Source organism: Paenibacillus sp. FSL R5-0810 (genome assembly GCF_038002285.1).
Lineage (GTDB): Bacteria > Bacillota > Bacilli > Paenibacillales > Paenibacillaceae > Paenibacillus_AQ > Paenibacillus_AQ lactis.
Window position 1 is genome coordinate 149332 of the sequence record NZ_JBBOCF010000001.1, and the last position, 23738, is coordinate 173069.

Genomic DNA, 23738 nt, shown 5'->3' on the forward strand with positions numbered 1-23738 from the left:
TCCGCATAGAGAGGCAGATCCCTGATTTGCCTCTTCTTTGGCGATATAAGCGCTTTCAAAAAATGCGTATCGGTAAAATACTGCCCGTTTACGCGGCTTCCCGCCTCCATTTAGAGTCATAGGTGTCCGATCAGGGCAAGCAAAGCTGCGGCAGAACCCGAGAGGGATTGGATGCTGCAAATAAATAGCTGGAGGTAGAACAATGCGGAAAAGAGTAAACGTTTACATCTCACTCTTCTTGGTCATGGCGATGCTGCTGGCCGGATGCAGCGGTTCCGGAAGCGGAACGGACGATTCAGCCGAACCACCGGGTAACACTTCAGACAAAAAAGTAAAGCTGACGGCCATCATGACCAAGCATGCTTTGACAAAGCCGCTGGCTGAGATGGAGTGGCTGCAGAAAGTGGAAGAAGCCGCCGGGGTGGAGATCGAATGGCAGGAAATTACGGCCGATTGGGGACAGAAGAAGGGAACGATGCTGGCCAGCGGCGACATTCCGGATTTGTTCATCGGACCGAATGTGATCACGGACGCGGATTTCGCCCAGTTCCAAGGACTGTTCCAGGACTTGTCCGGCATGCTTGACCAGGCACCGAACGTGCAGAAGATGTTCAACGAAAAGCCGGATACGAAGCTCATCGCTACCCAGCCCGACGGGAAAATTTACGGGCTTCCGAAATATCAACGCTTCTGGCCCGCATCGGCTAGCCGTCAGTTCATTAACCAGAAGTGGCTTGATGAGCTCGGGCTTACAATGCCGACGACATGGGACGAATTGTACGAGGTGCTCGTCGCGTTCAAAGAGAAGGATGCCAATGGCAACGGCGACCCGAATGACGAAATACCGATGGATTGGCCGGGAGGCATCGGCGGATATTTCAACCCGGCGGTGATGCTTGGCAGCATGGGGATCACACTGACGGACGGGAGCCCGCAGGGCTATTTTGTAGAAGACGGCAAGGTGAAGAATTATCTTACGGACGAGCGCTACAAGATGATGGTCGCGTTCCTTCATAAGCTGTATCAGGCGGGATTGATCAATCCGGAAGTGTTTACGCACGACTATACCAAGTATCAGTCCGTTGCACGGGGCGAAGGGGATACGGCGAAGGTCGGCTTTACTTGGGGCTGGGTGGCTTCCGATCGGTTCGGACAGCAGCTTGCGTCGCAATACGCTTCCATGCCGCCGCTCAAGGCGACGGCCGATTATGCCGGAGAGCTGTCCTGGAGCTATGACTACTACTCGCTCAACTACGGAACGAACCATATCGTCATGTCGGCAAAGAGCAAGCAGAAGGAAGCGGCGATGCGGTTCATCAACGAGCTGTACGCGCCGGAAGTCGGGATGCAGGTGCTGTTCGGATCGATCGGGCCGAATATTAAAGACAATGGGGACGGTACATACAGCGTTCTGCCTCCGGCGGATGACAAAATGGACCCGGGCACGTGGAAATGGACGTCGACGATGGCGGATAACGGGGCTTTTTATATTCCGGATTCGCTGGAGCTGACGCTCGGTACCGATATGCAGGAGGTGCTCGGCCAATCGGAGCCGCTTGCCGAAGCGCTGGAGGTCGATCCGGAGAAGGATGTTTTTCCGGGCATGTTCATTAAATATTCGACGATGGACAACAACACGATGAGCCTTAACAACACCAACGTCATGAATCTGGCCGAGTCCAGCTTTGCCAAATGGGTGACCAAGGGCGGCATTGAAGCGGAATGGGATGCTTACGTGAAGGAAAGCGAGAAGGCCGGCCTCAATCAAAACCTGGAGATCATGCAGAAATATTACGACGAATACATGAGCAAGAACTAATCGGGGAAACAGGAGATCTTCACGCAGCATGCTGTAGCGATTGTCGTGCGCAGTGAGAATCACCGCTAGCCATTAAGCCTCGGCTTCTCCCTTACTCCATCGCATACCCTGGATGACTCAGCGGTAAGTAAATGGCGTATTCTCCGTATGCAGGCAGGGCCGAGCAGGAAGCGGGGCATTGTGGGCTGCAGTGTGTCCGGGCGTGAAGATGGCCTCCTCCCCCTAGCTGCGAAGGAGGGATATCATGCGGTCACCCAAAGGCATTCAGAGCTTTATACGCGATTATCAATTATGGATTATGATTTTGCCGGCGATCCTCGTCATTCTGGTGTTCAACTACATCCCCATGTACGGAATTCAGCTGGCCTTTCGGGATTTTGATTTCACCAAAGGCCTCACCGGCGGGGAATGGAGAGGGCTTGCTTATTTCGAGCAGTTCATCGACAGTTATCTGTTCACGGATTTGATGCGCAATACGTTTCTTATCAGCCTGGCTTCGATTGTTCTGGGCTTTCCGGCTCCGATTATTCTGGCGCTGATTCTGAACCAGATTCGAAAAAAGCGAATGAAAAAGCTCATGCAGACGACGGTATATTTGCCTCATTTTATTTCCGTCATCGTTCTCGTGGGCATGCTCAACGTGCTGCTGTCCTCGGAAACCGGCGTGGTCGGTCATTTCATGAAATCAATCGGGCTCGAACATATCAATCTGCTGGCCTCAACCTCGACCTTTATCCCGGTCTACGTGCTCTCGGATATTTGGCAGCATTGCGGCTGGAACAGCATTATCTATCTGGCAGCGTTGTCCGCAGTAGACCCCCAGCTCTATGATGCGGCCAAAATGGACGGCGCCAGCCGCTGGCAGACGATCCGGTACGTGGATATTCCCGCGCTCGTGCCGACGATCATCATTTTGTTCATTCTCAGCATGGGCAGCATTCTCAGCACCGGCTTCGAGAAAATATTCCTGATGCAAAACGCTCTCAACCTGCCGGTATCCGAGGTCATTGCGACGTATGTGTACAAGATCGGCATTATCTCCAACCAATTCAGCTTGGCTTCAGCCATCGGGCTGTTCAATACCTTGATCAATTTCGTGTTTCTGTTTGCCATGAACGCCATTTCGAAACGCGTGTCCAATACGAGCCTATTCTAATGAGAGAGGGGAGGAGGAACGGCCATGGATCACATAAGTGCCCGGGTCACCGGTAAAGAATTCGCCTTCAGGGTCGTCCTGGCCCTGTTGTGTGTCGTTATTTTTCTTTTGATCGCATACCCGTTGTATTTTATCGTTATCGCTTCCTTCAGTGATTCGACGCTGGTATCGACAGGCAAAGTGCTGTTCTTTCCGAAAAACATCAGCTTCTTCGGATATCAGGAAATTTTCAAGGATATGCGGATTTGGACCGGCTACCGGAACACGGTGTTTTACACGTTATTCGGGACGCTCGTGAACATGCTGTTCACGCTGCCGGCGGCGTATGTGCTTTCGCGGAGGGAATTCCGGGCGAGACGGATCATCATGTTCTTCTTCGTGGTGACGATGTTTTTCAATGGCGGTCTGATTCCGACTTACCTGCTGATGAAGGATTTGCAGCTGACCAATACGATCTGGGTGTTCATCCTGCCTTTTTCGGTGAATGTGTTTTACCTCATCATCGCCAGGACGTTCTTCGAAACGTCTCTGCCGAAGGAGCTGCACGAGGCGGCCGTGATGGACGGCTGCTCGCATTTCACGTTTTTTTTCAAAGTGGCGCTGCCGCTGTCCAAAGCGATGGTGTCGGTCATCGCCCTCTATTATCTGGTGGGGCACTGGAACGATTTCTTCACAGCGCTGATCTATATTCGGGATACGAAGCTGCAGCCGCTGCAGATCATCCTGCGGGACATCCTGTTGTCCAATCAGGTATTTGCCAACGGGGCAGGCACCGGCGGCGATGCGGGGGGATATGCTCAGCGGTATGCGGATCAGATCAAGTACGGGGTCATTATCGTTTCGACGCTTCCGATTTTGGTCATTTATCCGTTTATGCAGAAATATTTCGAAAAAGGCGTCATGATCGGTTCGATCAAAGGGTAACGGTGGAAGAGGCGTGCCGGGCAGCGCAGGGGCTGGTCGGCACGCTTTTGTGCGTGCTGCCAGAGGCGGCGCGGGGGAGTGACAAGGCGCCGGCAGGGGCTTCACAAGTCCCGAAAAGGGACTTGCTGTCGTGAAAAAGCGCCGCATGGACCTCACAAGTCCCGAAAAGGGACTTGCTGTCGTGAAACGGCGCCGCATGGACCTCACAAGTCCTCAAAAGGGACTTGCTGTCGTGAAACGGCGCCTAAACGCCGAACTGTTTTAAGTGGTGGTCCAGGTGCTTGTATAACCCATTTCCCCATTGTTCGGCGGTCAGCTTGCCGAAAAAGGGATGCGGGTGCGGCGTGATTTTCGCCGGCCCGTCTTTCTGAAGCTGGACGATTTTTCCCTTCAGAGTTTCTTTTTCCACCTCAAAATCGCGATCATCTGCAATGATTATGCTGGGGATCGTGGACATATTGCGAGCCGGGGGCTTCGCATTATAAAACATCGGTTTCACAAAGCGGCCGATCAATATCCCCAGCCAGCCTCTAGGAGGGAAAGAATTCCCCATGGCGATATCCTGGAAAGCCGAACAATGGGCTAGCATCTGGGCGACGTTCATTTTGCCCCACTGCGGTTGTAAGCTCGGATTTAGATTGTCGATACGGTTCATGAGTTCTTTAACATGGGCTTGATTGAACATGGTTTCCATGATTTGATTGCTCCTTATTGGCGAGGTGTAATCACAGGGCTTTCCTGAGGCCGACTCAATCTCGGAAACCATTATACCAATTCATTTAAAGACCGATTTCTTTCCGATTGCTGTATCTCACGATGATTCACGTCAGTTTTAGAGTCATGATGCTGCCCCGGGGTTACTGCATCGGCTGGTTTCTGTTGGGTCTATCTTGTTCGGGTGGGTGCTTATCTTGGTCCGAAGAACCTTTTTAGATGATATGACAGATCGAATAGAGACCAAGCTCTCCTCATTACAATGGTAAAGGCAATCTTAATCGAAAGAAAGATGGAAAACTAACCATGAGGAGGATATCCCGATGATCCAATTATGTATGGTGAAAAGAGGGCTGCGACAGCTGGCCTTGATCGGATTGCTGATGGTCTCGATCAGCAGCCTTGGCCTGTCTGAATTCACAACGCTAAAGCAGGCCGATGCGTTTAGCGCAGAAGCGGCCAGGCCGGCAACATGTTCCGCAGCTCCGTGGGAAGCGACGGCTACCTACAGCGGAGACAGCGAGGTGTCGCATCAAGGCAAACTCTGGACAGCAAGATGGTGGACAACGGGCGAGGAGCCGGGAACGAGCGCTTCTTGGGGAGTATGGGATGCCCGAGAGACTTGCGGGAACGGGGGAGGACGTGATGAAGGCGGTAGGTTCGAACCTGAACCCCATTCCGCATCTAACGATACTTCTTGCGCATCGTCTTCCTGTCTGCACAGTGCGTTGAAAAATGCCGTTCCAGGCGGCCGAATTGTGCTGGAGCCTGGCACCTACACGGGAAGCTTCTCCTCGGATGCAGGCGGGACCTCGGAGCAGCCCATCGTCATCGAAAGCCGGGATGCCGCGAACCCGGCGGTCATTTCCGGATATTCCGCCGGCTCCGGCTACGCACTTCGGGTCCGGGGAGACCATTGGATCATCCGTAATCTGAAGCTGACGAACGCCCAAAAGGGCATATTGCTTGATCATTCGAACCACACGCTGGTTTCCGGCGTAGAGGTTTTTAACATCGGCTACGAAGCCGTGCATTTCCGGGACGGCACTTCATACAGCACCATTGAAAACTCGCGGATATACAATACCGGCAAAACCGGCCCGGGCTTTGGCGAGGGGGTTTACGTCGGTTCGGCGGAAGGTGCATCATATGACCAGAATACGCATTACAATACGATCCGGGGCGTCATTTTCGGCCCAAACATTACAGCTGAGCATATTGACATTAAGGAAAGATCGATCGGGACGCTGGTCGAGAATTGCACCTTTTATGGCGAGGGAATCAGTGGAGCGAATTATGCCGACAGCTTCGTGGATGTGAAAGGGAATGGGGCCATAATCCGGAATAATACCGCCTACCAGAATGGAAACAGCCTCATTGTGGATGCCTTTCAGCTTCATGAAATTGTACCGGGATGGGGAATCAGCAACGAATTCTCCAATAACACGGTGTTTCTGTCCGATCCGGACGTTTATGTCATCGCAGCCTATGGCAATACATCGGCCACAGCCTCCCAGAATACGAGAAGCCCGGCCGGCAATATGTACAAGGGGAACGTGACGGTTGCGCCATGATTGACAGGGTCAAGCGTTGCAACGGTGACTCCAGCAAGGGCTCAGCAACGACGCTCGGACGACAGGCCATCGTTTGCTCTCCCAATGATCTTTTATAAAATGCGGATTTTTAATATTGGAAGCGTCGTGACAGAATGTGAAGGTTCGTGTTGGATGATGAGTATGGACATAGGAGGGAGGGGATCAGCTGCGCTTGTTGGGATCAGGGGAAGCTGTCGGTGCACGGACTCATTAGAAATTAGAAATTAGAAACCGAACAGCTATACCTCAATCTTCGGAGGTCTTTTTTAATAGAGAGTCCAGTTTTTTGTGCAAATGCTGCAATTCTTTATTGTAGTGCCTGTAAGTTATGACACCAATAACGGATTTTATGCCGAAAAAGAGGATGGCTGCAATAACAATCAGCAAATAATTGTGAGCCATTTGACTAAGCCAGCTGTTGATCTTTTCCATGATGGACCCCCTTTAGGAACAGTATTCCCTTGTAAACAATAAATTTATGCCACGTTGGCCGTTGATTTACGCTGCGGTTCGGCCATTGCTTAATAATGAGAGACAGATAGGAGGCATGATAAAATTGTAGATTGATTTTGACGCAAAAAAACAACAGGAGCATCGCGGGGCGATGCTCCTGTTGCGATAGCGGAACTCCGCCCGGAGAAGACTAGGCAGTATAGTCTACCGGGCTCCTCTTTGAAAGGACTAACCCGCACCGTCTGCCATACTCTGCTTCGTGAATCAAGCCCGTATCCTCTTCAGGCTCCGCTCGAACAACAACCAAGCCGTACCGTCTACCAGACTTTTGCTTTATGGCAACCAAGCAAGAGTCCGCTGGCTGACTCCTCGTTCCTAAAAATCGGAAAAATCCTCGCTCGGCTACGAATCCGACGGAATTGTAAATGAAACCGTCGTGCCTTGATTCCGGGTGCTCTTGATCACGAGACCGGAGCCGAAGGTTTGCAGCAGCCGCCGATTCGTATTATAGAGACCGATGCCGCCTTTTCTCTGATCAGGAGCTTGCAGGAGCTGGGCGACGCGGTCAGGCTCCATACCGAGGCCGTTATCCGTCACTTCAACGGCAATGGTTTCCTCCTGCCTAGCGATTTTGATCGTTATCGTACCGCCTCCGGCCCTTGTTATAATACCGTGCCGTACCGCGTTCTCCACAAGCGGCTGAATGGCCAGTGGCGGGATGAGGACACGAATATCCCGGTCCACGTCCCATACCACGTTCAAACGTTCTCCGTATCGCTCCTTCTCGACGTATAAATAGGCCTGGATAAGCTCAAGCTCCTGCTGGAGCGGAACCAGTCGATCCTGATTCCGATAGTGGAAGCTGATCTGCAGATAGGAGCTGAATGCCTCGCCAAGGCTCCGCATGCGATCGACGTCCAAGTCGCTAAGCGCCATGATCGAATTCAAGGTGTTGAATAAGAAATGCGGGTGAATCTGCGCCTGCATATAGGCAGCTTCCATTCGCAAGCGATCATCCACGGAATGCTTCAACGTAATCAGCGAATGGATACGGTATCTTAATTCCACCGGGTCCACGGGCTTCGTCACATAATCATTTGCGCCGGACTGGAAGCCGGCATACACATCGGCTGATTCGCTCCGCGCCGTCAGCAGCAGAACGGGCAGCTCCGATGCGTTAAAGCGTTCCCTTACGTTGCGCGTAAGCTCGTAGCCTGACATCTCCGGCATCATGACGTCCGCAATGAGGAGATCCCATGGCTGCGAGCCGAGAAGCTCCAGCGCTTCGGCAGCCGAGGCTACGAATTTCAGGTTGTACGGCTCCGCTGATAGTATGCCGGCAAGGATCCGCAGGTTAACAGGATCGTCATCCACGGCCAGGATGCTGACGGGATGACTTTGGGCCAAGGAACCCGTCGGTACCTGAATAGGAGAATCGCCTTTGGCGAGGTCCCAGCTGGCCGCGAGCTCTTCGTAGGCAGCTGTGCCTACGGCAGGTACGGGAACCTGCTGCGGTGACGTGCTCTCTGTTCTCGTGTCCGCAAGCGGAAGTGTGAAGGCAAACGTCGTCCCGCTTCCTTCTACCGATTTGACAGACAGCTCGCCGCCGTGAAGCTCAACGAGCTCCTTGCTGATGCTGAGCCCAAGGCCGATCCCCTTCGCGTCATTCAACCCTTGATTGCCCTGCTCGTACGGAAGAAAAATGCGCCTTATCGTTTCAGCGTCCATCCCGATGCCCGTATCCGAGACCGTGATGGTCATTTTTCTGCTATCTGCAGCGGCAGAGACGGTAATGGTTCCTTTCTCCGTGTACTTGATGGCGTTGTGGATCAAATTGAGCAAAATTTGAACCAGCCGCTTTTCATCCGCCTTGACGGCTGGAAGGGAGTCCGGGATCTTCATCTGGAGTCGAACGGCCGTGCTTTCCGTCATAAATTTTACAATATCGAATACCCCATTAACGACGGAAACCAGGGATACCTGGGTCGGCTGCAGCTGAATCTGCTTCTCTTGAAGACGCACGGCATCCAGCAGGTCATTTAATAAATGCGACATGCGGCGGCTGACCGTGATCAGAAGGTTCAAGTCTTCGCTGCTCTGCTTGCTGAGGGTTTCCTTTTCCCGTTCGGCGAGACTTATGGCAATATTCATGATACCGTGCAGCGGCGTGCGCAGCTCGTGGGACGTGTTGGCCAGAAAGCGGTCCTTCATTCGGTCCGCGAGCTTCAGTTTATCGTTAAGTTTGCTGATTTGATGAATGTTGCGGAAGTATCGCTTAAACCAATAGGCTGAAAAACCGATTAGGGCCGCGAGCACATCCACCGGATAATATACGGACGGCAGCTCCCAATAATTACTGATCGCCCCCCATATGACACTCGCCATCACGCCGCTGGCTGATAGCAGGAGGAATATCGCATCATCCCGGCTGTCAAGGACCATTCGCGTAAATACGTAGACCGAGAGCAGGACCGGCAACAAGTAAAAGAAGGCAAATACCCGGTATTCCACCATCCCGTGAACCCAAGGCCCCGGAGCGGCAAAGACCACGATCGTATAGAGGATCAAAAGCCCGCTGAAGGCGTTAAACCACAAGTTCCGTTTTCGGGCGGTAAAGCTGCGGCTCAGCTTCCAAATGAAATAGGAGAGCCACGAATAGGAGAGGAAGGTTACTTTAAGCTCCCATTCATAATTTAAAGGGACCCACTTCATCAAGAGGCTGTCGTGCGATGTGACGACACTCAAAGCTGCCGATACAAGCAGCAGGAAAAAGTCGAGCAGAGACCGTTCCCGCGGATTGAATAAGTATAAAATGCAGGCGTACAATCCGTGCAGCATCAGGACGACAAACGTAATTTGCTGGAGATCGACGGAGACGCCGTACTCATCCTGGATCGCCTGGTGCGATCCCAGCTTGATCGGCTTTGAGATTCCGCCCATGTAAGGATGCTCATAGTTTGCGACCCGGATAACCAGATCAAGCTCCCGAGCCTCCCGGTCGGGAACATAATCGACAACGAAAGAGGTGCGGTTCGGCTGATAGGAAGCTTGGCCAGTCTCTCCTGTCCTTCCCATAGAAGCTACCGTTTCGCCGTTGATGTCCACGGTGGTCGCGGATTGAATCTCCTGAACCCAGAACGAGAGTGGGGCCGCAAGCGGACGATCCAGCAAGATGCGAAGCCGGTACGTCCCGTTTCCGAATGATGATTTCACTTCATGCGCCCGGCCTTTATTCCAGTCTCCAGGTACATGCACGAAGGATGACGTCTCAGACGTCTTCAGCTCCTGTTCATTTGCCAAGGTGTCCGGGTAGAACGCCCATTCTCCGTCCAAATTGATGGGCTTGGAGCCCAAGAGATCCCAGCCTCTCAGATCGAGCACCCCATCAGAGGCTTTCGGTTGATCTGCAGGAGGGGCGTAGGCTTCAAGCCAAAGCCAGCGGATTCCGAGGAGCATGCTCAGAAAAACAACGAATGCCGCAACACGGTGGATAAATTTGGTAAAACGAAAACGTTCATGGTTCTTTGCGCGTAGGGTTGTCACCGTTCACGTTCCTTTTTAAGAAGTCTTACTTTCAAATATACGCAAAATTACATCAGCCGTACAGACATTTCCTATTTGAGCACGCGGCCCAAGCCAATGGAAAACGGATTTGGAAATGCGATGAATCGAGAAGAGGGCAAGCTTGTGGGGCATCTGTTCATAAAAAAACCGGCGGCTTTTCGTAAAAGCACAAAGCTTTCGAAAAGCGCCGGTATGATTCAAAAGGTGGACCTTGCGCTCAGGCGCAAGCAAATCCGGGGGCAGCTTACATGCCTACGTGTTGACCGGGCTGGCTGCTCTCTGAGCTCCGTTCTTTCGGCGTGAAAGGCCACCAGTTGGCCCGGCCGAAGATGCGTACCATGACCGGCACGAAGAACGGAAGAAATACGAGGGCGTACAGCACGAGTCCGACCAGCACGACGGTGGCGATCTGCATCATGGACAGGACGCCCGACGGATACATCGCGGCGAACGTTCCGCCGAGAATGACGACTGCGGACAAGATGACCGTGCCCATATTCCGCATGGCGTGAAGGATGGCATCCTTGACATCCCAGCTCTTGTTCTCGTTAAAGCGCGCCATCAGGAAGATGCTGTAATCGACGCCAAGCGCGATCAGCATAACAAAGCTGAAGAATGGCGTCGCCCAGGTAATGCCGGAGTAACCCAGTCCGTGCACGAAGATCATCTCGGTTACTCCAACCGAAGTAAAGTACGTAATAACGAGGGAGATAATGAGATAAATCGGCATCACGATGGAACGCAGCAGCACGACGAGAATAATAAAGATTCCGCTGAGCATCAGAATAACCGTACGGGTATAGTCCTCGTCCGAGATGCTCTGCAGGTCATGGTTCGTGCTCGTAATGCCGCTGATGGCGACCTCGGCGTTTTCCAGCTTCGTATCCTTCACCGCGCGGGCAACGGCCGCCTCAATCTGCTCGACGCTTCCCAGCGCTTCCTCGCTGTACGGGTTTGTCGACAGCACGACATCGAGGGTCATGACCTTGCGGTTATCGGATAAGTACGTATCGAACACCGTCTGCATCTCGTCGTTCTCCAGCGCTTCCTGCGGAATGAAGAACCCGCTGAGCTCATCGTCCTGGAGATCCTGGATCTGCTGCAGGTAGTCTTGGGCCGAACTTAAACCGTCGGTAATCTGCTTCAACCCGTCCGCGCTGGAGTTCAGGCCTTCCGTCAGCTCGCCAAGCTGTCCGGTGAGATCACCGAAGCCGTCCGCCAGCTGTTGCTGGCCGCCCTGCAGCTGCTCGAGCCCGCCTGTAATGGATGGGATCTGGCTCACGATGCGTCCCTGGCCGTCCGCGGCCTGCGAAAGTCCGGACTTGAGCTCACCGATGCCTGCCGCCAGCTTTTGAAGCCCGTCTGCGAGGGCGGTCTGCCCGGCGGCCGCTTTGGTGTAGCCCTTGTTGGCTTCCGATAGACCGGCGGCCGCACCCTTCATCTGCTCGGAAATCTGTCCGAGTCCTGCCGCCAGCTCGGCAGTGCCGGCAGCTGTCTGGGTCACGGTCCCCTTAATCGTCTGGTAGTTCATGTCCTGGAGGATTTCAGGATGACTGTTCTCAAGACCCGAGAAGGAGGCTTCAAGCCCCTTCAGTGCAGCCGCTACGCTTCCAAGCTGCTCCTGAATTCCGCTTACGCCGCCGTTTAGCGCCGCAAGTCCGGTATCCAGCTGCTTGTAGCCCTCAAGCAGCTTGGCATGCGCGTTCGCAAGCTCTTTCGCGCTTTGCGCCGCTTGCGTAAGCCCGGACTCGATTTCGCCGGCTCCGGCGGATCCGCTTTTGATCCCTTGCTCAATGGCTTTGAGGCCTGTTGCAAGCTCAGTCATGCCGGCCTTCAGCTCGGCCGTTCCTTTCGTTAATTCCTTTGCGCCGGCAGCGGCTTCATTCAGCTTGGGCGCATTTTCGCTCAGCTGCTTGCCTGCCTCGGATAAACCGCTCTGAATTTGTGCCAGCCCGTCATTCGTTTCCGTAAGGCCCTCATTCAGCGTTTTCACTTGAGTCGGAATGAGGAAGTCATGTATTTGCTCGCCGGTCGGGCGGGAGAGGCTGCGAATGCTGGATACGCCTTCGACCTTTTCCACTTCCCGGCTGATCTTCTCCGCGAGTCCCATATATTCGGCCGTATCCATCTCGTCATCATTCTTAATGACAATGGTGGAAGGCAGCGATTGTCCGGGACCAAAGCTGTCGGAAATAATGTTGAAGCCTTTGACGGACTCATAGCTCGGACCGATCTCCTCCAAACTGTTGAAGGACAGCTTGCCGCTGTATGTCACGAGAAACGGAGCCACGATAACAGCCACGACAAGCAGCGCGGCCCAAGGCCTTTTAAGCGAGAAGGATCCGGCCGCTCCCCACAGCTTGTTCTCGCTGTGCTCCAGCTTCCCGCGGGAAGGCCAGAACAGCTTCTTGCCGAGCACCGCCATAAAGAACGGGACGACGGTTATGAGAGCAAGCAGCATGACGGCGATGCCGACGGCGACAGCAACCGCGGATTTGTACAAGATGAATTTCGACAGGCCGATCGCTATAAAGCCGACGAATACGGCCAAACCGGAATAAAAGACGGTGCCGCCCGCTTTCCGGTACGTTTCGATGATTGCCGACTTCGTATCATCCGAGGCTGTCAGCTCCTCCTTGAAGCGGCTGATCAGCAGGATGCAGTAGTCGGTCCCGATGCCGAACATGACGGCAACCATGAAGATCTGCGTAAATGTTGAGATCGGGAAGTCGAACCGGTCGACGAGGAACGAGACCACCGATTGGGACACGATGTAGCTGAGACCGACGGTGAGCAGCGGAACGAATGGGGCGACAAAAGAACGGAATACGATGAAGAGGATAAGAAGAATAAAGATGACCGTAATATATTCCGTTTTCTTGAGCCCTTCTTCCGAGCTGACGATCGTATCTTCATTAATGAGTCCTTCACTCGTCAGATAATGCTCCGCGCTAACGCCTTCAAGGATCTGATCGACTTGCTCAGGCAGCGCCTTGACGGCCTCTTGGCCTCCGCTGACCTGCAACGCCGTCATGATCGTTTTGCCGTCCTTGGCAATCAGCGTATCTTCAAGCTCCTTCTGGGTGAACGGCTCATTGATGGAGTCGATATTCAGGCTTTCCTTTCGGTCGTTCAGGCTCTGAATCCCCTGCTTAATGCTCTCCTTATCGGCTTCGCTCAAGCCATCGGGATTATGAAAGACTAGGGCAACCTGATGTAAGGTTTCTCCGCCCTCGCCTCCCGATGCTTCCTTAAGAATTTCGGCAGCTCTCGACGACGTGTAGCCGTCAGGAACGGACAGCTGACCCTTCTCGCGGACGAGATCCGCCATCGACGGTGCCGTCAAGAATAGTGAGACGGCAGCAGCAAGCCACAGGACAATAATGAGCCATCTTGCTTTTAGTATGGCTTTCAATTTTTTCTCCCTCCTGATTCCTGCATCAATTGACCCAGCTTCTCGAACATCGAGATAAACATTTCGATATCTTTTTCTTCGAAATGCTTTAGGTACGGGGAAATGATATTCCGTACTTGCTCCTGGGCCGATTCGAAAATGGATGTACCATAGTCGGTTAACGCCAGGTAGACCTGCCGCCGGTCCGCTTCGTCGCGGGTCCGGTATAGGATCCCGGCGTCAACGAGTCGGTTGACGATGGCAGTGATCGAGCTTTTGCCTACGGCCAGCGTGTCGGCCAACTGCGAAGAGGTGCACTGGGGCATGCTGTTGATCAAGCGCACGACCTGGAATTGGTCGTTCGTCAGATCCTCGCCAAGATGTTCCCGCATTTCGGCACTAATGCGCCGGGTAACCAACTGGTAAACATCCAAATACCGGTCGATCCACTGCTTCGCTTTGTCATTCAACCGATAGCCCTCCTTTCCCGAGCCATATAGTTCGTGTGTGAAATAGTTTCATTATTGAACTATATGGCAGCTGGGGGCAAAAGTCAAACAGCTTGCTTATTGAGGCTGATGACCGGGGAATGGCCATGAGGGGGCGGGGAGATTTATTCGCATGTCCACCAAGCCGGCTTTTCTTGCGGCGCTTAAAATCCGCTTGAAGCCATCCTTTTACGATATGATCGATCGCTTGGCTTATATGAAGCCCGGGACTACCGGGATACGCCTTTTCGGATGCGAGGAGGCTCCCTCCGAGATCTCGCACGGACACCAATCAAAACATTCGTGGAGACGATGTAATAATTAGAGAATCAAGCTGAAAGGAAGCGAATTATTCAAAAGGCACGTTACGGACCGGGGCGAGTCGCATGCCGATGGTCAGACCCAACCATACGAGAAACAGCGTGACCGGCATTGCGATGGCCAAGCCAAGGGCAAGGGCTCCGAGATCGATCATTTTCTGGTGGATCAGATTGTATAGAGCGTAAGCTCCAAAGGGAATTTCAAGAAGAGCAGCGGTAATCACACCGGGCGTGTATTTCCGCAGCAGGACGGTAGCCCCTACATGCTTTATTCCGTCCAGGAGGAACACCGCAACGAATCCGGCGTATAGAAACGGCATGCTGCCGACCGTGTCATAACGAACAGCGGCATGCCAGGTTACGGAGGTGAGCACGAAGCCGAGCACCAGTACGGCAAATGTAAAAGAAAGCGTCAGATTTTTATCCCACCTTATCGGGATGGACGATACTTTGGAGAGCCATGGGCTGTCTTTGTTCCTCCTAATCCAGTGCTCCATGCTTGCGATTTCCTCGCCATCGTGCAGGAAGAATACGACTGGCAGCAGCCATAACAGCATTTCCGAGTTCCAATCCACCATCATCACAATTCTCTCCCTTCAAAGGTCCTTCAACAGAACAAAAAGTTGAGTAGACACTCAAATTATGAGTATAAAATTAGCTGATGCTTTAGCGAAAATTGCTTAAGCAATCAGCAGGAAATCATCTTATGCAATACGCCAGGACAGCAGCCTGCTTAAAAAAGGGCCTTACAAGGATTAACCATTATGACAATATAAACATATTGGTATGCATTACCGATCCCGTCGGATGTTTCCTAACTCCATCCGTGCATCAGCAAACGGACAAGCTCCCGGACATACGCCTCGCCACCAAGCGGCATAAACTCCTCGCCGAAACGGGAATGGAGCATGAAGTAAACGAGAATGGAAGAGGTGACCGTCATCATGGCGACTTGGACGGTAAATTCCTGAGGAGGCCCGGATGCTCCCTGGCGTTTCAACATATTCCTGCCCGCCGTACCGAATCCGTCGATCAGGCTGGCAACTTCAGCCGATACCTCGGCATCGTTAACTAACTCCGGGGACCAGATGAGCATGATATATTCCTGATTCAATTTCAGAAACTCGAGATACTTCAAGCCATAGCGGACCAACGCCTCTTCCGTCGACAGCTCAGCCAGCGCATCCGCATCTGCTTCTACTTGCGGAATAAAGGAAAAGTTGCGAACGATATCAAGCAGCAGCTTCCGTTTATCACCGAAATGATAAAATATCAAGCCTTCGGCTACCCCGCTCTCGGCAGCGATTTCCTTGGTCGTTGTGGCATGGTATCCCTGTCTGGAGAACAGGCTTAAAGCTGATTGAAGAATCCGTTCTTTTTTTGCATTCGCTTTGCTGGTTGGCATAAGTAAATACCGCCTTTGTGGTTGGAATTTCGGTCCTGATATGAACATCGTTTTGAAGGGCTGCCGATTCGAAAAAGAGCGGGACATTCATCATTATGATAACGGTATACGGGCCCAAGCGTCAGGCGAATATCGACCTGAAAGAGGAAATTGAGTGTTTACTCAATATTATTTTTTCACTCACTCGTTGTCAATAGGGCTTGGAAAGGACCGCGTAGGGCCGATCGGATTCTTCGAGTACGGTTCAGGTGGATAGACGTAACTCATTCATCTTTACATGGTAAAAAAACCGCGCGATAAGCGCGGCTTCATGACGGGGTCAATTCGATTCCCTGCAGCCGATAATACTTCTCCAAAAAATCGCGAAAAGATCGTGCGGCTTGGGATAAATATCGGGACCGCAGCCAGGCGATGCGGAAGGTGCGTCTGGCTTGGGGGTGCTCGATGCGCAGCTTGACGAGCTTCAACTCCTCGCCGCTCTTGCATTCGCCGATGAGCGCTACGCCGAATCCGCTGCGCACGAGTTCGGCAATCGTGCGGGGATCCTCGACCTCGCATACGACGTTCGGGATGAAACCGGCCTGGCTGCAAAACTCGTTGTTCATTTTTTGATAGGGATGCCCTTCCTTATAACCGACAAAGGGCTCCTGCGCGGCCTCGCTTAAATGGACGGAGGCTCTTGAAGCCAGCCGGTGGGCCGGAGGGACCGCCAGAAATACTTCTTCGTCGAGCAGGGGAAGGTGGTCGATATCCGGATGCTTGATCGGCATGGATGTGAGGAAGAAATCGACCTCGCTGTACTCGATTGTCTGCTCCATGTCTTCCATAGAGGATTGAACGATGTGGAAATTGATCTCGGGATGCTCTTCCAGGAACAGTCGCAGCGGCTCGCGAAGCTGCTCCATGTTCGATAAAGCCAAATGAATGCGGCCGCGCTCCAGCCCCGCCAGATCGGCAACCTCCCTTCGTCCTTCCTCCAGCAATTGAAGCGCCGCCCTGGCTCTGGCCAAAAACGCTTTGCCGTAGGCATTCAACCGGATCTGCCGTCCCTGCCGTTCGAACAAGGGGGTGCCGAGATCCTCCTCCAACCGGGAAATCGTCTTGCTCAGGGCAGGCTGCGCAATGCGAAGCTCCTGGGCGGCTTTGGTCATATGCTCAAGCCTGGCGACCGTGACAAAATACTTCAGCTGCAGCAGCTCCATCGTATCTCCTGCCTTCCTTATATACTTCAGTATATATATACATGGATTATTTTATATTTTTTATTATCTATTGGTGATTATAGAATGAAGTCGAGAGGAAGATCAATCGATAAAAGGGGATGAGATCCATGAAAGCAGCAGCTTTTTCTTCGATCGGGCCGCCGGAGGTCCTTCGCATCATGGAGTTCGAGGATCCGCAGGCAGGACCGGGCGAGGTGCGGGTAAAAGTCAGGAGTGCAGGTGTGCAGCCTGCCGACTGCGCGGTGCGGGGCACCGGATGGACGCCTCCGCCGTTAACCTTGAAACAGCCTCAAATCGTCGGAAATGAGTTTGCCGGCACGATCGATCAGGTCGGGGAGGGGGTAGCCGGCTTCTCGCCGGGGGACGCCGTGCTCGGATGGTCGCTCCTAGCCTGTTATGCGGAGTATGTCGTCGTCAGTACGGATCAGATCGTGCGAAAGCCTGAATCCATGAGCTGGGAGGAAGCCGGCGTCCTGAGCGCCTCCGGGCAAACAGCCCATACGGCCCTGGAGCAGCTGCGGGTAGGGGCCGGCGACACCGTATTGATTCATGCGGCTGCCGGCGGGGTAGGGACCTTTGCCGTCCAGATCGCCTTGGCCCTTGGAGCCAAGCAGGTCATCGGAACGGCAAGCGAGCGGAACCATGATTATCTGCGCTCGCTTGGCGCGGTTCCAGTCCTCTATGGTCCGGGTCTGGTTGATCGAGTGAGGGAGATCGCTCCCGAGGGGGTGGATGCAGCTTTGGATGCGGCGGGCGAGGAGGCTTTGCGGGCATCGGTAGAACTGGTAAACGACAGGAGCCGGGTCGGCACGATCGCCTCGTTTGAAGCGGTGCCTGAGCTTGGCGTTCTGGCGATTCGCAGTCAAAGATCCCAATCCCGGTTAAATGAGCTGGTTCGTTTATATGAGCAGGGAATGCTTCAGATTCACATTTCGCATGCGTTCCCGCTCAGCGAAGCTGCGAAGGCGCACCGGCTGGTGGAAACGGGACATGCCCGCGGCAAGACCGTACTGGTCATCGACTAGCCGCCTTAAGAGCCTGTTAGCAGGCTGACGCTTGGCGGGAGCTGCCTTGGATTCGAACAAAAGGAGATGTTCCATAAGATCATTTGATCTTGCGGACATCTCCTTTATTGCGTTGGATGGCCTGCGGCCTTGATTATATCAGCTTCAGCACCTCACACAGGCGGTACACATAATGGACGCCGCGGATTTGATGGTGATTCAGGTGATTTAAATAGACAAGCGTCTCTTTAAACAGCCTTCTTGCATTATGGACCTGGTGGTGCTGGAGCTCTTGCAGCACATCCTTAATGACCTCAAGCGGATAATTGGCCGAACGGAGAATGCGGATGATCAGGATTTGCCGGACCAGCGCCCGGTTGAACGTCCGATAGCCATTCTCTTCATCGCGCGGCAGCGTTATGACCCCTTCCTTCTCCCAATGCCGGATTGCCGTGGCTTCAACGCCGGTTTCGGCGGCGACCTCGCCGATGGTCATCTTATCCTTGCGGCCATGGGAATCGGCATCATCCAATTGCTCCGTCTCCAGAATGCGGATCGTTCGTTCGGCAAGGGTTTTGTCGCGATGGAGCCGGGCCTGCACTTCATTGATGATCCATAGCGCTTCATCAAGCTCCTTCTCCTGCAGCTTTTTCATCACTTTCTTCGTAACATCGACGCCGAAGCCCGGAAACATGGCCCGGATGCATTCAAAGTATGCCGCATGCTCCTCGGTGTAGATCCGGTAGCCGCTTGCAGTGCGTTCAGTCGGCGGAACGATGCCCCAGCTCTCATAGTGCCGAAGCGCGCTTGTGCTGATGCCCAGCTTTCTGGCGATCTCGATCGGCCGGATTCCCATGGTTTTCTACCTCCTCCGGATGGGCTCGTACAATTACGTTTCTGGGTGGATTGTACCATGACGGACCACGGGAATGAAGCGGATCCTTGTATACCATTTCGATCACCGGATGATGAACAGCAAGTTAAAAGGCTAGCGGGATATTTTTGCAGAAACGCAGTCGCTCAACATTATCACTAAACCTTAAAGCAACGTGACGGGATTGAGCTCAAAAAATCGCGATGCGCCAAAGATCGGAATTCTGAAATTTTGTACTTGCATCAATGTTGTAATATGGGGATGTAATCGGCGCTGGTGCTTTCGAAGCGAGTTTTGCTGCGATGAATTTCCTTCGAAGCATATGCTCCACAAAACTGAGCAAATGCTTTCGAAGCGAGTTTTGTTGCGATGTAACTCCTTCGAAACATATGCTCCACAAAACTAAGCAAATGCTTTCGAAGCGAGTTTTGTTGCGATGTAACTCCTTCGAAGCATATGCTCCACAAAACTTTTAGGAGGTTATCATGAACGGATCCATCAAAATTCGCGGCGCAAGAGAAAACAATCTGAAAAACATCTCCCTGGAAATTCCGAAATACCAGCTGGTCGTCGTAACCGGCCCATCCGGCTCAGGCAAGTCGACGCTGGCGATGGACACGCTTCAACGTGAATGTCAGCGGCAGTACATGGAATCCATGGGCATGGTGTCGGATTCGGTAAGCAAGCCGAAGGTGGACGCGATCGAAGGGCTCTCGCCTTCCATCAGCGTAGGCCAGCACATCACGAACCGGAACCCGCGCTCCACGATCGGAACGGTGACAGACATCTACACGCTGCTGCGGATTCTGTATGCCAAGCTGGGTGAGCGGAAATGCCCGTCCTGCGGCGATACCGTCGTGCCGAATGTCGAAGGCGAGTCGTACCACGGCGCTTCGGAGGACGACGAGGCCACAGACTCCTATGAGACGGTTCACTGCAGGCGATGCGGACATGCCATGGAGAAGCTGACGATGTCCCATTTTTCCTTTAACAAGCCGGAAGGTGCATGCGGCACCTGCAGCGGGCTCGGTCACACCGTGGATTTAAACCTGGAAGCGGTGTTCCGACCGGAGCTCAGCCTGCGCGATGGCGCGGTCACCATCTGGTACAGCGTGCTTATCGATTACAACACGAACATTCTGAAGGCCGCGGCGAAGCACTACGGCTTCACGTTTGACGAGCATTTGCCGCTCCGGGATTACAGCGAAGCCCAGCGGGACCTTCTCTATTACGGCGTGGAGAGCGAGGCGTTCAGCCGCCATTTCCCGGACGTCAAGCCGCCGAAGTCGGTCGGACAGGGGAAGTTCGAAGGCGTCGTGACCGGCATATGGCGAAGGTACCGGGAGAAAGGAAGCGAATCCGGCGAGGCCGCATTATTCCATGAATCCGTCTGCCCGGACTGCCTAGGCACGAAGCTGAAGGCGGACAGCAGACGCGTACTGGTCGACGGAACGCCGATCACGGAAGTGAACGCCTGGTCCATCGGCGAGGCCCTCCATTGGATGGAAGCGCTCATGAAGAAGCTGAGCAGCGACCAGCTGTTCATTGTGGAGCCGCTCATTCATGATTCGATTGTCCGCTTGAAGCGCATCATCGATGTCGGTCTCGGCTATATGACGATGGACCGGCAGGTCATCACGATGTCGGGGGGCGAGGCGCAGAGGCTTCGGCTCGCATCCATTCTCGGCTCGGGTCTCACGGGCGTGCTGTATATTCTGGATGAGCCGACCACCGGGCTGCATCCGAAGGATACCCGCGGCTTGATTCAGGTACTGAAGCAGCTGCGGGATCTGGGCAATACGGTGCTCGTGATCGAGCATGACGAGGACGTGATGCGGGCTGCCGACCATATTATCGATATTGGACCTGGTGCGGGAGCGATGGGCGGAACCGTTGTCGGACAGGGAACGCTGGCGCAGTTGATGGAACAGCCGGCCTCCGTGACCGGAGCGTATTTCCGCGAGAACGATGCACAGAAGCCGCCGCGGCGCAGACGTGGCATCGGAAGCATGCTGACGATCCATGACGCGCATCTGAGAAACCTGAAGCATATTACGGCCTCCTTCCCGCTCGGCACGCTGATCTCCGTAACGGGCGTATCGGGCTCGGGCAAATCCACGCTGCTGTTCGATCTTTTGGCCGAATCGGGAAGCGAGCGGAAGACGCCGCCGGGATGTAAAGAAATAACAGGGTGGGAGGCGGTTGGCCAGCTGATCACCGTCGATCAATCTCCGGTATCCCGCATGCAGCGCTCGAACGTGGCCACATATACCGATGTGTACACCCATATTCGGAACTGGTTCGCCGGGCTGCCGGAAGCCAAACGGAACAAGTTGACGGCCAAGCACTTCTCCTTCAACACCCAGGGCGGCCGATGCGAGACATGCCAGGGCTTGGGCGTCGTCCCGCTGCACATGCATTTTCTGCCGGAGATCGAGGTTCGCTGCCCGGATTGCAAGGGGAAACGCTTCAAGGAAGAGGTGCTCCGTTTGACATACAACGGCTTCTCCATCTCCGATCTGCTGGATATGACGGTGGAGGAAAGCTTGTCCGTTCTGGAAGACCAGCCGAAAATCATGGATTTGACCAGGCTGCTCTGTGACGTGGGCCTTGGTTACCTGAAGTGGGGGCAGTCGGTTCGCACCCTCTCGGGCGGAGAAGGACAGCGGATCAAGCTGGCGAAGGAGCTCAGCAAGAAAACGAAAAATCATACGCTGTACCTGCTCGACGAGCCGTCTACCGGTCTTCATCCGGGGGATGTGAAGCAGCTGCTGGTCTTGCTGAACCGCCTGGTCGATGCGGGAAATACCGTGATACTCGTGGAGCATAATCTCGATCTGATTTGGAACTCCGACTGGATTCTCGATATCGGGCCGGGCGGCGGGGCAGCCGGCGGAGACGTGGTAGCCAGCGGCACGCCGGAGGAGGTTGCGGCAGTCGAAGCCTCGCATACCGGCCGGTTTATCAAGGAAACGTATCTGTCTTAACCTTGGGAGGGGGAATCTGACATGGGAATCGGAACAGAACAAAACGCTGCGGAAGAGAAAGGCAAAGTAACGAGGACCACCGTCCGGTATTTTACCGGACTGCTGCAGGCTGCAGGCATGCCGAAGCTGGTGCTTGCGGCAGCGATCCTGCTGAGCCTGGTCGGGGCGGTGACGGGACTGGTCGTCCCGCTCATCACCGGCCAATTCATTGACAGCTTCTCGACGGATTCGTTCAATTTGCGCATGGTCGCGTCGCTGGCTGCGCTCTTCCTGCTTGAAGCTGTAGCCAGCGGACTATCCTACTACATGCTGGCATACGTCGGCAACCAGATGGTCAATAAAATCCGCAAACGGCTCTGGACCAAGGTACTGTCGCTGCCGGTTCCGTTCTTTGACCGTCACCGCTCGGCCGAAACCATGAGCCGGGTAACGAATGATACGAACGAGATCAAGACGTTGATCACCGATCACCTTATCGCCTTCTGCTCCAATCTGCTGACGGTGATCGGCGCGGTGGCCATTCTCTTCTATCTGGATTGGCAGATGACGCTGATCATCCTGGTGGCCGTGCCCGTAGGTTTCGGCATCCTGATGCCCATCGGCGGAAAAATGTACAAAATCTCCATCAGCATGTACGGGCAGCTTGCCCAGCTTTCCGCCATGCTGACCCAGGTCATCAGCGAGATCCGCCTCGTCAAGGCGTCCAATGCGGAACGGAAGGAAGAGAAAAGCGGCTTCGGCGATATGGACAGCCTGTACCGCTTCGGCATGAAGGAAGCCAAAATCAACGCGGTGCTTGTTCCCCTGATGTCCATGGTGATGGTTGTGCTGCTCGTGGTCATTATCGGCTACGGCGGCGTTCGCGTCTCTTCCGGCGCGCTTAGCGCCGGAGAGCTGGTGTCGTTCATCCTGCTGCTGTTCCAGATCATGTTTCCTTTCAGCCAGTTTGCGACCTTCTATTCTCAACTGCAAAAGGTGATGGCCGCTACGGAACGGCTGCGGCTGATTCTGGAATACCGGTCGGAAGGGGACGACCGTGCCGTTCGCCCGGCACCCGAGGGGCACCGCGACTTGCGCTTTGAGGATGTGACGTTTGCCTACCATGAAGGCGAGACGATCCTGTCCGAGGTGACCTTTTCCATTCCTGCCAAAAAGGTTACGGCCCTTGTCGGGCCGAGCGGAAGCGGGAAGACGACGATATTCTCGCTGATCGAGCGCTTCTATGCGCCAAGCGGCGGAGATATCGTCTTCGGCTCGGAATCGATCCGGGACTACTCACTGGACTCCTGGCGGCGCAAGATCGGTTACGTATCCCAAGACAGCCCGCTCATGACCGGGTCCATCCGGGATAACATCGTGTACGGGCGCGAGGAGCCGGTGACGGATGAAGAGGTAGCGGAAGCGGCAAGGCTTGCTTATGCCCAAGGTTTCATCGAGTCGCTTCCGCGGGGATACGAGACGGAGGTCGGCGAGCGGGGGATTCAGCTGTCCGGCGGGCAGCGGCAGCGCGTGGCGATCGCGAGAGCGCTGCTCCGGCAACCGGATATTTTGCTGCTCGACGAGGCGACCGCAAGTCTGGACAGCGACTCTGAGCATGAGGTGCAGAAGGCGCTTGGCAACCTGATGATCGAGCGGACAACGGTTGTGATCGCCCACCGGCTGTCCACCGTAGTCGCGGCTGATCAGATCATCGTGCTGGAGCACGGCAGGGTTACCGGCAGCGGAACCCACGAGGAGCTGCTTGACAGCCATCCGTCGTATGCGGAATGGGCCAAGAAGCAGTTTCAGACGGGAGAACAATAGAGAACGCTGAAATGA

General features: G+C 54.1%; 16 protein-coding genes. 7 read left to right on the forward strand and 9 right to left on the reverse strand.

Annotated features, from left to right (window positions below; translation table 11 throughout):
• Nucleotides 1–202 precede the first annotated feature (202 nt).
• The 3 genes from MKX76_RS00575 (at nt 203) to MKX76_RS00585 (ending at nt 3899) form a co-directional block, all read left to right on the forward strand.
• Nucleotides 203–1819: an extracellular solute-binding protein gene (locus MKX76_RS00575; protein ID WP_144867511.1), complete on the forward strand. Its 1617-nt coding sequence runs from the start codon at nt 203–205 to the stop codon at nt 1817–1819.
• Between the two features lie 244 nt (nt 1820–2063).
• Nucleotides 2064–2975 carry an ABC transporter permease gene (locus tag MKX76_RS00580; RefSeq protein ID WP_341032677.1) on the forward strand — a complete coding sequence of 304 codons (912 nt, stop codon included), beginning with the start codon at nt 2064–2066 and terminating at the stop codon, nt 2973–2975.
• A 24-nt stretch (nt 2976–2999) separates the two neighbouring features.
• Nucleotides 3000–3899 carry a carbohydrate ABC transporter permease gene (locus tag MKX76_RS00585; protein ID WP_210095028.1) on the forward strand — a complete coding sequence of 300 codons (900 nt, stop codon included), beginning with the start codon at nt 3000–3002 and terminating at the stop codon, nt 3897–3899.
• 244 nt (nt 3900–4143) lie between these two features.
• On the opposite strand, the gene MKX76_RS00590 is transcribed toward MKX76_RS00585, so the two are convergent.
• Nucleotides 4144–4593, reverse strand: coding sequence for a DUF1569 domain-containing protein (locus MKX76_RS00590; RefSeq protein WP_341032679.1), 450 nt, complete (start codon nt 4591–4593; stop codon nt 4144–4146).
• A gap of 343 nt (nt 4594–4936) precedes the next feature.
• On the opposite strand from MKX76_RS00590, the gene MKX76_RS00595 reads away from it, so the two are divergent.
• Nucleotides 4937–6187 (forward strand): right-handed parallel beta-helix repeat-containing protein, encoded by a 1251-nt coding sequence (locus MKX76_RS00595; RefSeq protein WP_341032681.1) that lies wholly within the window; start codon nt 4937–4939, stop codon nt 6185–6187.
• Nucleotides 6188–6454: 267 nt separating this feature from the next.
• On the opposite strand, the gene MKX76_RS00600 is transcribed toward MKX76_RS00595, so the two are convergent.
• From MKX76_RS00600 to MKX76_RS00630, 7 genes are all read right to left on the reverse strand, one after another.
• A complete protein-coding gene (locus tag MKX76_RS00600; protein ID WP_007127599.1) occupies nt 6455–6640 on the reverse strand; it encodes a hypothetical protein in 186 nt (61 codons plus the stop codon).
• 423 nt (nt 6641–7063) lie between these two features.
• Nucleotides 7064–10204: a hybrid sensor histidine kinase/response regulator gene (locus MKX76_RS00605; protein ID WP_341032683.1), complete on the reverse strand. Its 3141-nt coding sequence runs from the start codon at nt 10202–10204 to the stop codon at nt 7064–7066.
• Nucleotides 10205–10469: 265 nt separating this feature from the next.
• Nucleotides 10470–13640, reverse strand: coding sequence for an MMPL family transporter (locus MKX76_RS00610; RefSeq protein WP_028406067.1), 3171 nt, complete (start codon nt 13638–13640; stop codon nt 10470–10472).
• The gene (locus tag MKX76_RS00615) at nt 13637–14089 is read right to left on the reverse strand and encodes a MarR family winged helix-turn-helix transcriptional regulator (RefSeq protein WP_007127603.1); all 453 of its coding nucleotides are present in this window, start codon (nt 14087–14089) and stop codon (nt 13637–13639) included. The genes MKX76_RS00610 and MKX76_RS00615 overlap by 4 nt, the downstream gene beginning before the upstream one ends.
• Nucleotides 14090–14456: 367 nt before the next feature.
• Nucleotides 14457–15008: an HXXEE domain-containing protein gene (locus tag MKX76_RS00620; RefSeq protein WP_028406068.1), complete on the reverse strand. Its 552-nt coding sequence runs from the start codon at nt 15006–15008 to the stop codon at nt 14457–14459.
• Between the two features lie 233 nt (nt 15009–15241).
• Complete coding sequence (locus MKX76_RS00625) at nt 15242–15832, reverse strand: TetR/AcrR family transcriptional regulator (RefSeq protein ID WP_007127605.1); 591 nt, start codon at nt 15830–15832, stop codon at nt 15242–15244.
• A 308-nt stretch (nt 15833–16140) separates the two neighbouring features.
• Nucleotides 16141–17034: a LysR family transcriptional regulator gene (locus MKX76_RS00630; RefSeq protein ID WP_341032684.1), complete on the reverse strand. Its 894-nt coding sequence runs from the start codon at nt 17032–17034 to the stop codon at nt 16141–16143.
• 128 nt (nt 17035–17162) lie between these two features.
• On the opposite strand from MKX76_RS00630, the gene MKX76_RS00635 reads away from it, so the two are divergent.
• Nucleotides 17163–18080 carry an NADP-dependent oxidoreductase gene (locus MKX76_RS00635; protein WP_341032686.1) on the forward strand — a complete coding sequence of 306 codons (918 nt, stop codon included), beginning with the start codon at nt 17163–17165 and terminating at the stop codon, nt 18078–18080.
• A gap of 133 nt (nt 18081–18213) precedes the next feature.
• On the opposite strand, the gene MKX76_RS00640 is transcribed toward MKX76_RS00635, so the two are convergent.
• Nucleotides 18214–18915: a MerR family transcriptional regulator gene (locus tag MKX76_RS00640; RefSeq protein WP_028406071.1), complete on the reverse strand. Its 702-nt coding sequence runs from the start codon at nt 18913–18915 to the stop codon at nt 18214–18216.
• Nucleotides 18916–19418: 503 nt separating this feature from the next.
• Between MKX76_RS00640 and uvrA the strand changes: the two genes are divergently transcribed.
• Both uvrA and MKX76_RS00650 read left to right on the forward strand, forming a co-directional pair.
• Nucleotides 19419–21920 carry an excinuclease ABC subunit UvrA gene (gene uvrA / locus MKX76_RS00645; RefSeq protein ID WP_341032688.1) on the forward strand — a complete coding sequence of 834 codons (2502 nt, stop codon included), beginning with the start codon at nt 19419–19421 and terminating at the stop codon, nt 21918–21920.
• A 21-nt stretch (nt 21921–21941) separates the two neighbouring features.
• On the forward strand, nt 21942–23723 hold the full coding sequence (locus tag MKX76_RS00650) for an ABC transporter ATP-binding protein (RefSeq protein ID WP_007127610.1): 1782 nt from the start codon (nt 21942–21944) through the stop codon (nt 23721–23723).
• The last annotated feature ends 15 nt before the right edge of the window (nt 23724–23738 follow it).

Coding starts and splice junctions, on each gene's coding strand:
- MKX76_RS00575 (WP_144867511.1), top strand. CDS start 203: ATGCGGAAAAGAGTAAACGTTTACATCTCACTCTTCTTGGTCATGGCG.
- MKX76_RS00580 (WP_341032677.1), top strand. CDS start 2,064: ATGCGGTCACCCAAAGGCATTCAGAGCTTTATACGCGATTATCAATTA.
- MKX76_RS00585 (WP_210095028.1), top strand. CDS start 3,000: ATGGATCACATAAGTGCCCGGGTCACCGGTAAAGAATTCGCCTTCAGG.
- MKX76_RS00590 (WP_341032679.1), bottom strand. CDS start 4,593: ATGGAAACCATGTTCAATCAAGCCCATGTTAAAGAACTCATGAACCGT.
- MKX76_RS00595 (WP_341032681.1), top strand. CDS start 4,937: ATGATCCAATTATGTATGGTGAAAAGAGGGCTGCGACAGCTGGCCTTG.
- MKX76_RS00600 (WP_007127599.1), bottom strand. CDS start 6,640: ATGGAAAAGATCAACAGCTGGCTTAGTCAAATGGCTCACAATTATTTG.
- MKX76_RS00620 (WP_028406068.1), bottom strand. CDS start 15,008: ATGATGGTGGATTGGAACTCGGAAATGCTGTTATGGCTGCTGCCAGTC.
- MKX76_RS00625 (WP_007127605.1), bottom strand. CDS start 15,832: ATGCCAACCAGCAAAGCGAATGCAAAAAAAGAACGGATTCTTCAATCA.
- MKX76_RS00630 (WP_341032684.1), bottom strand. CDS start 17,034: ATGGAGCTGCTGCAGCTGAAGTATTTTGTCACGGTCGCCAGGCTTGAG.
- MKX76_RS00635 (WP_341032686.1), top strand. CDS start 17,163: ATGAAAGCAGCAGCTTTTTCTTCGATCGGGCCGCCGGAGGTCCTTCGC.
- MKX76_RS00640 (WP_028406071.1), bottom strand. CDS start 18,915: ATGGGAATCCGGCCGATCGAGATCGCCAGAAAGCTGGGCATCAGCACA.
- uvrA (WP_341032688.1), top strand. CDS start 19,419: ATGAACGGATCCATCAAAATTCGCGGCGCAAGAGAAAACAATCTGAAA.
- MKX76_RS00650 (WP_007127610.1), top strand. CDS start 21,942: ATGGGAATCGGAACAGAACAAAACGCTGCGGAAGAGAAAGGCAAAGTA.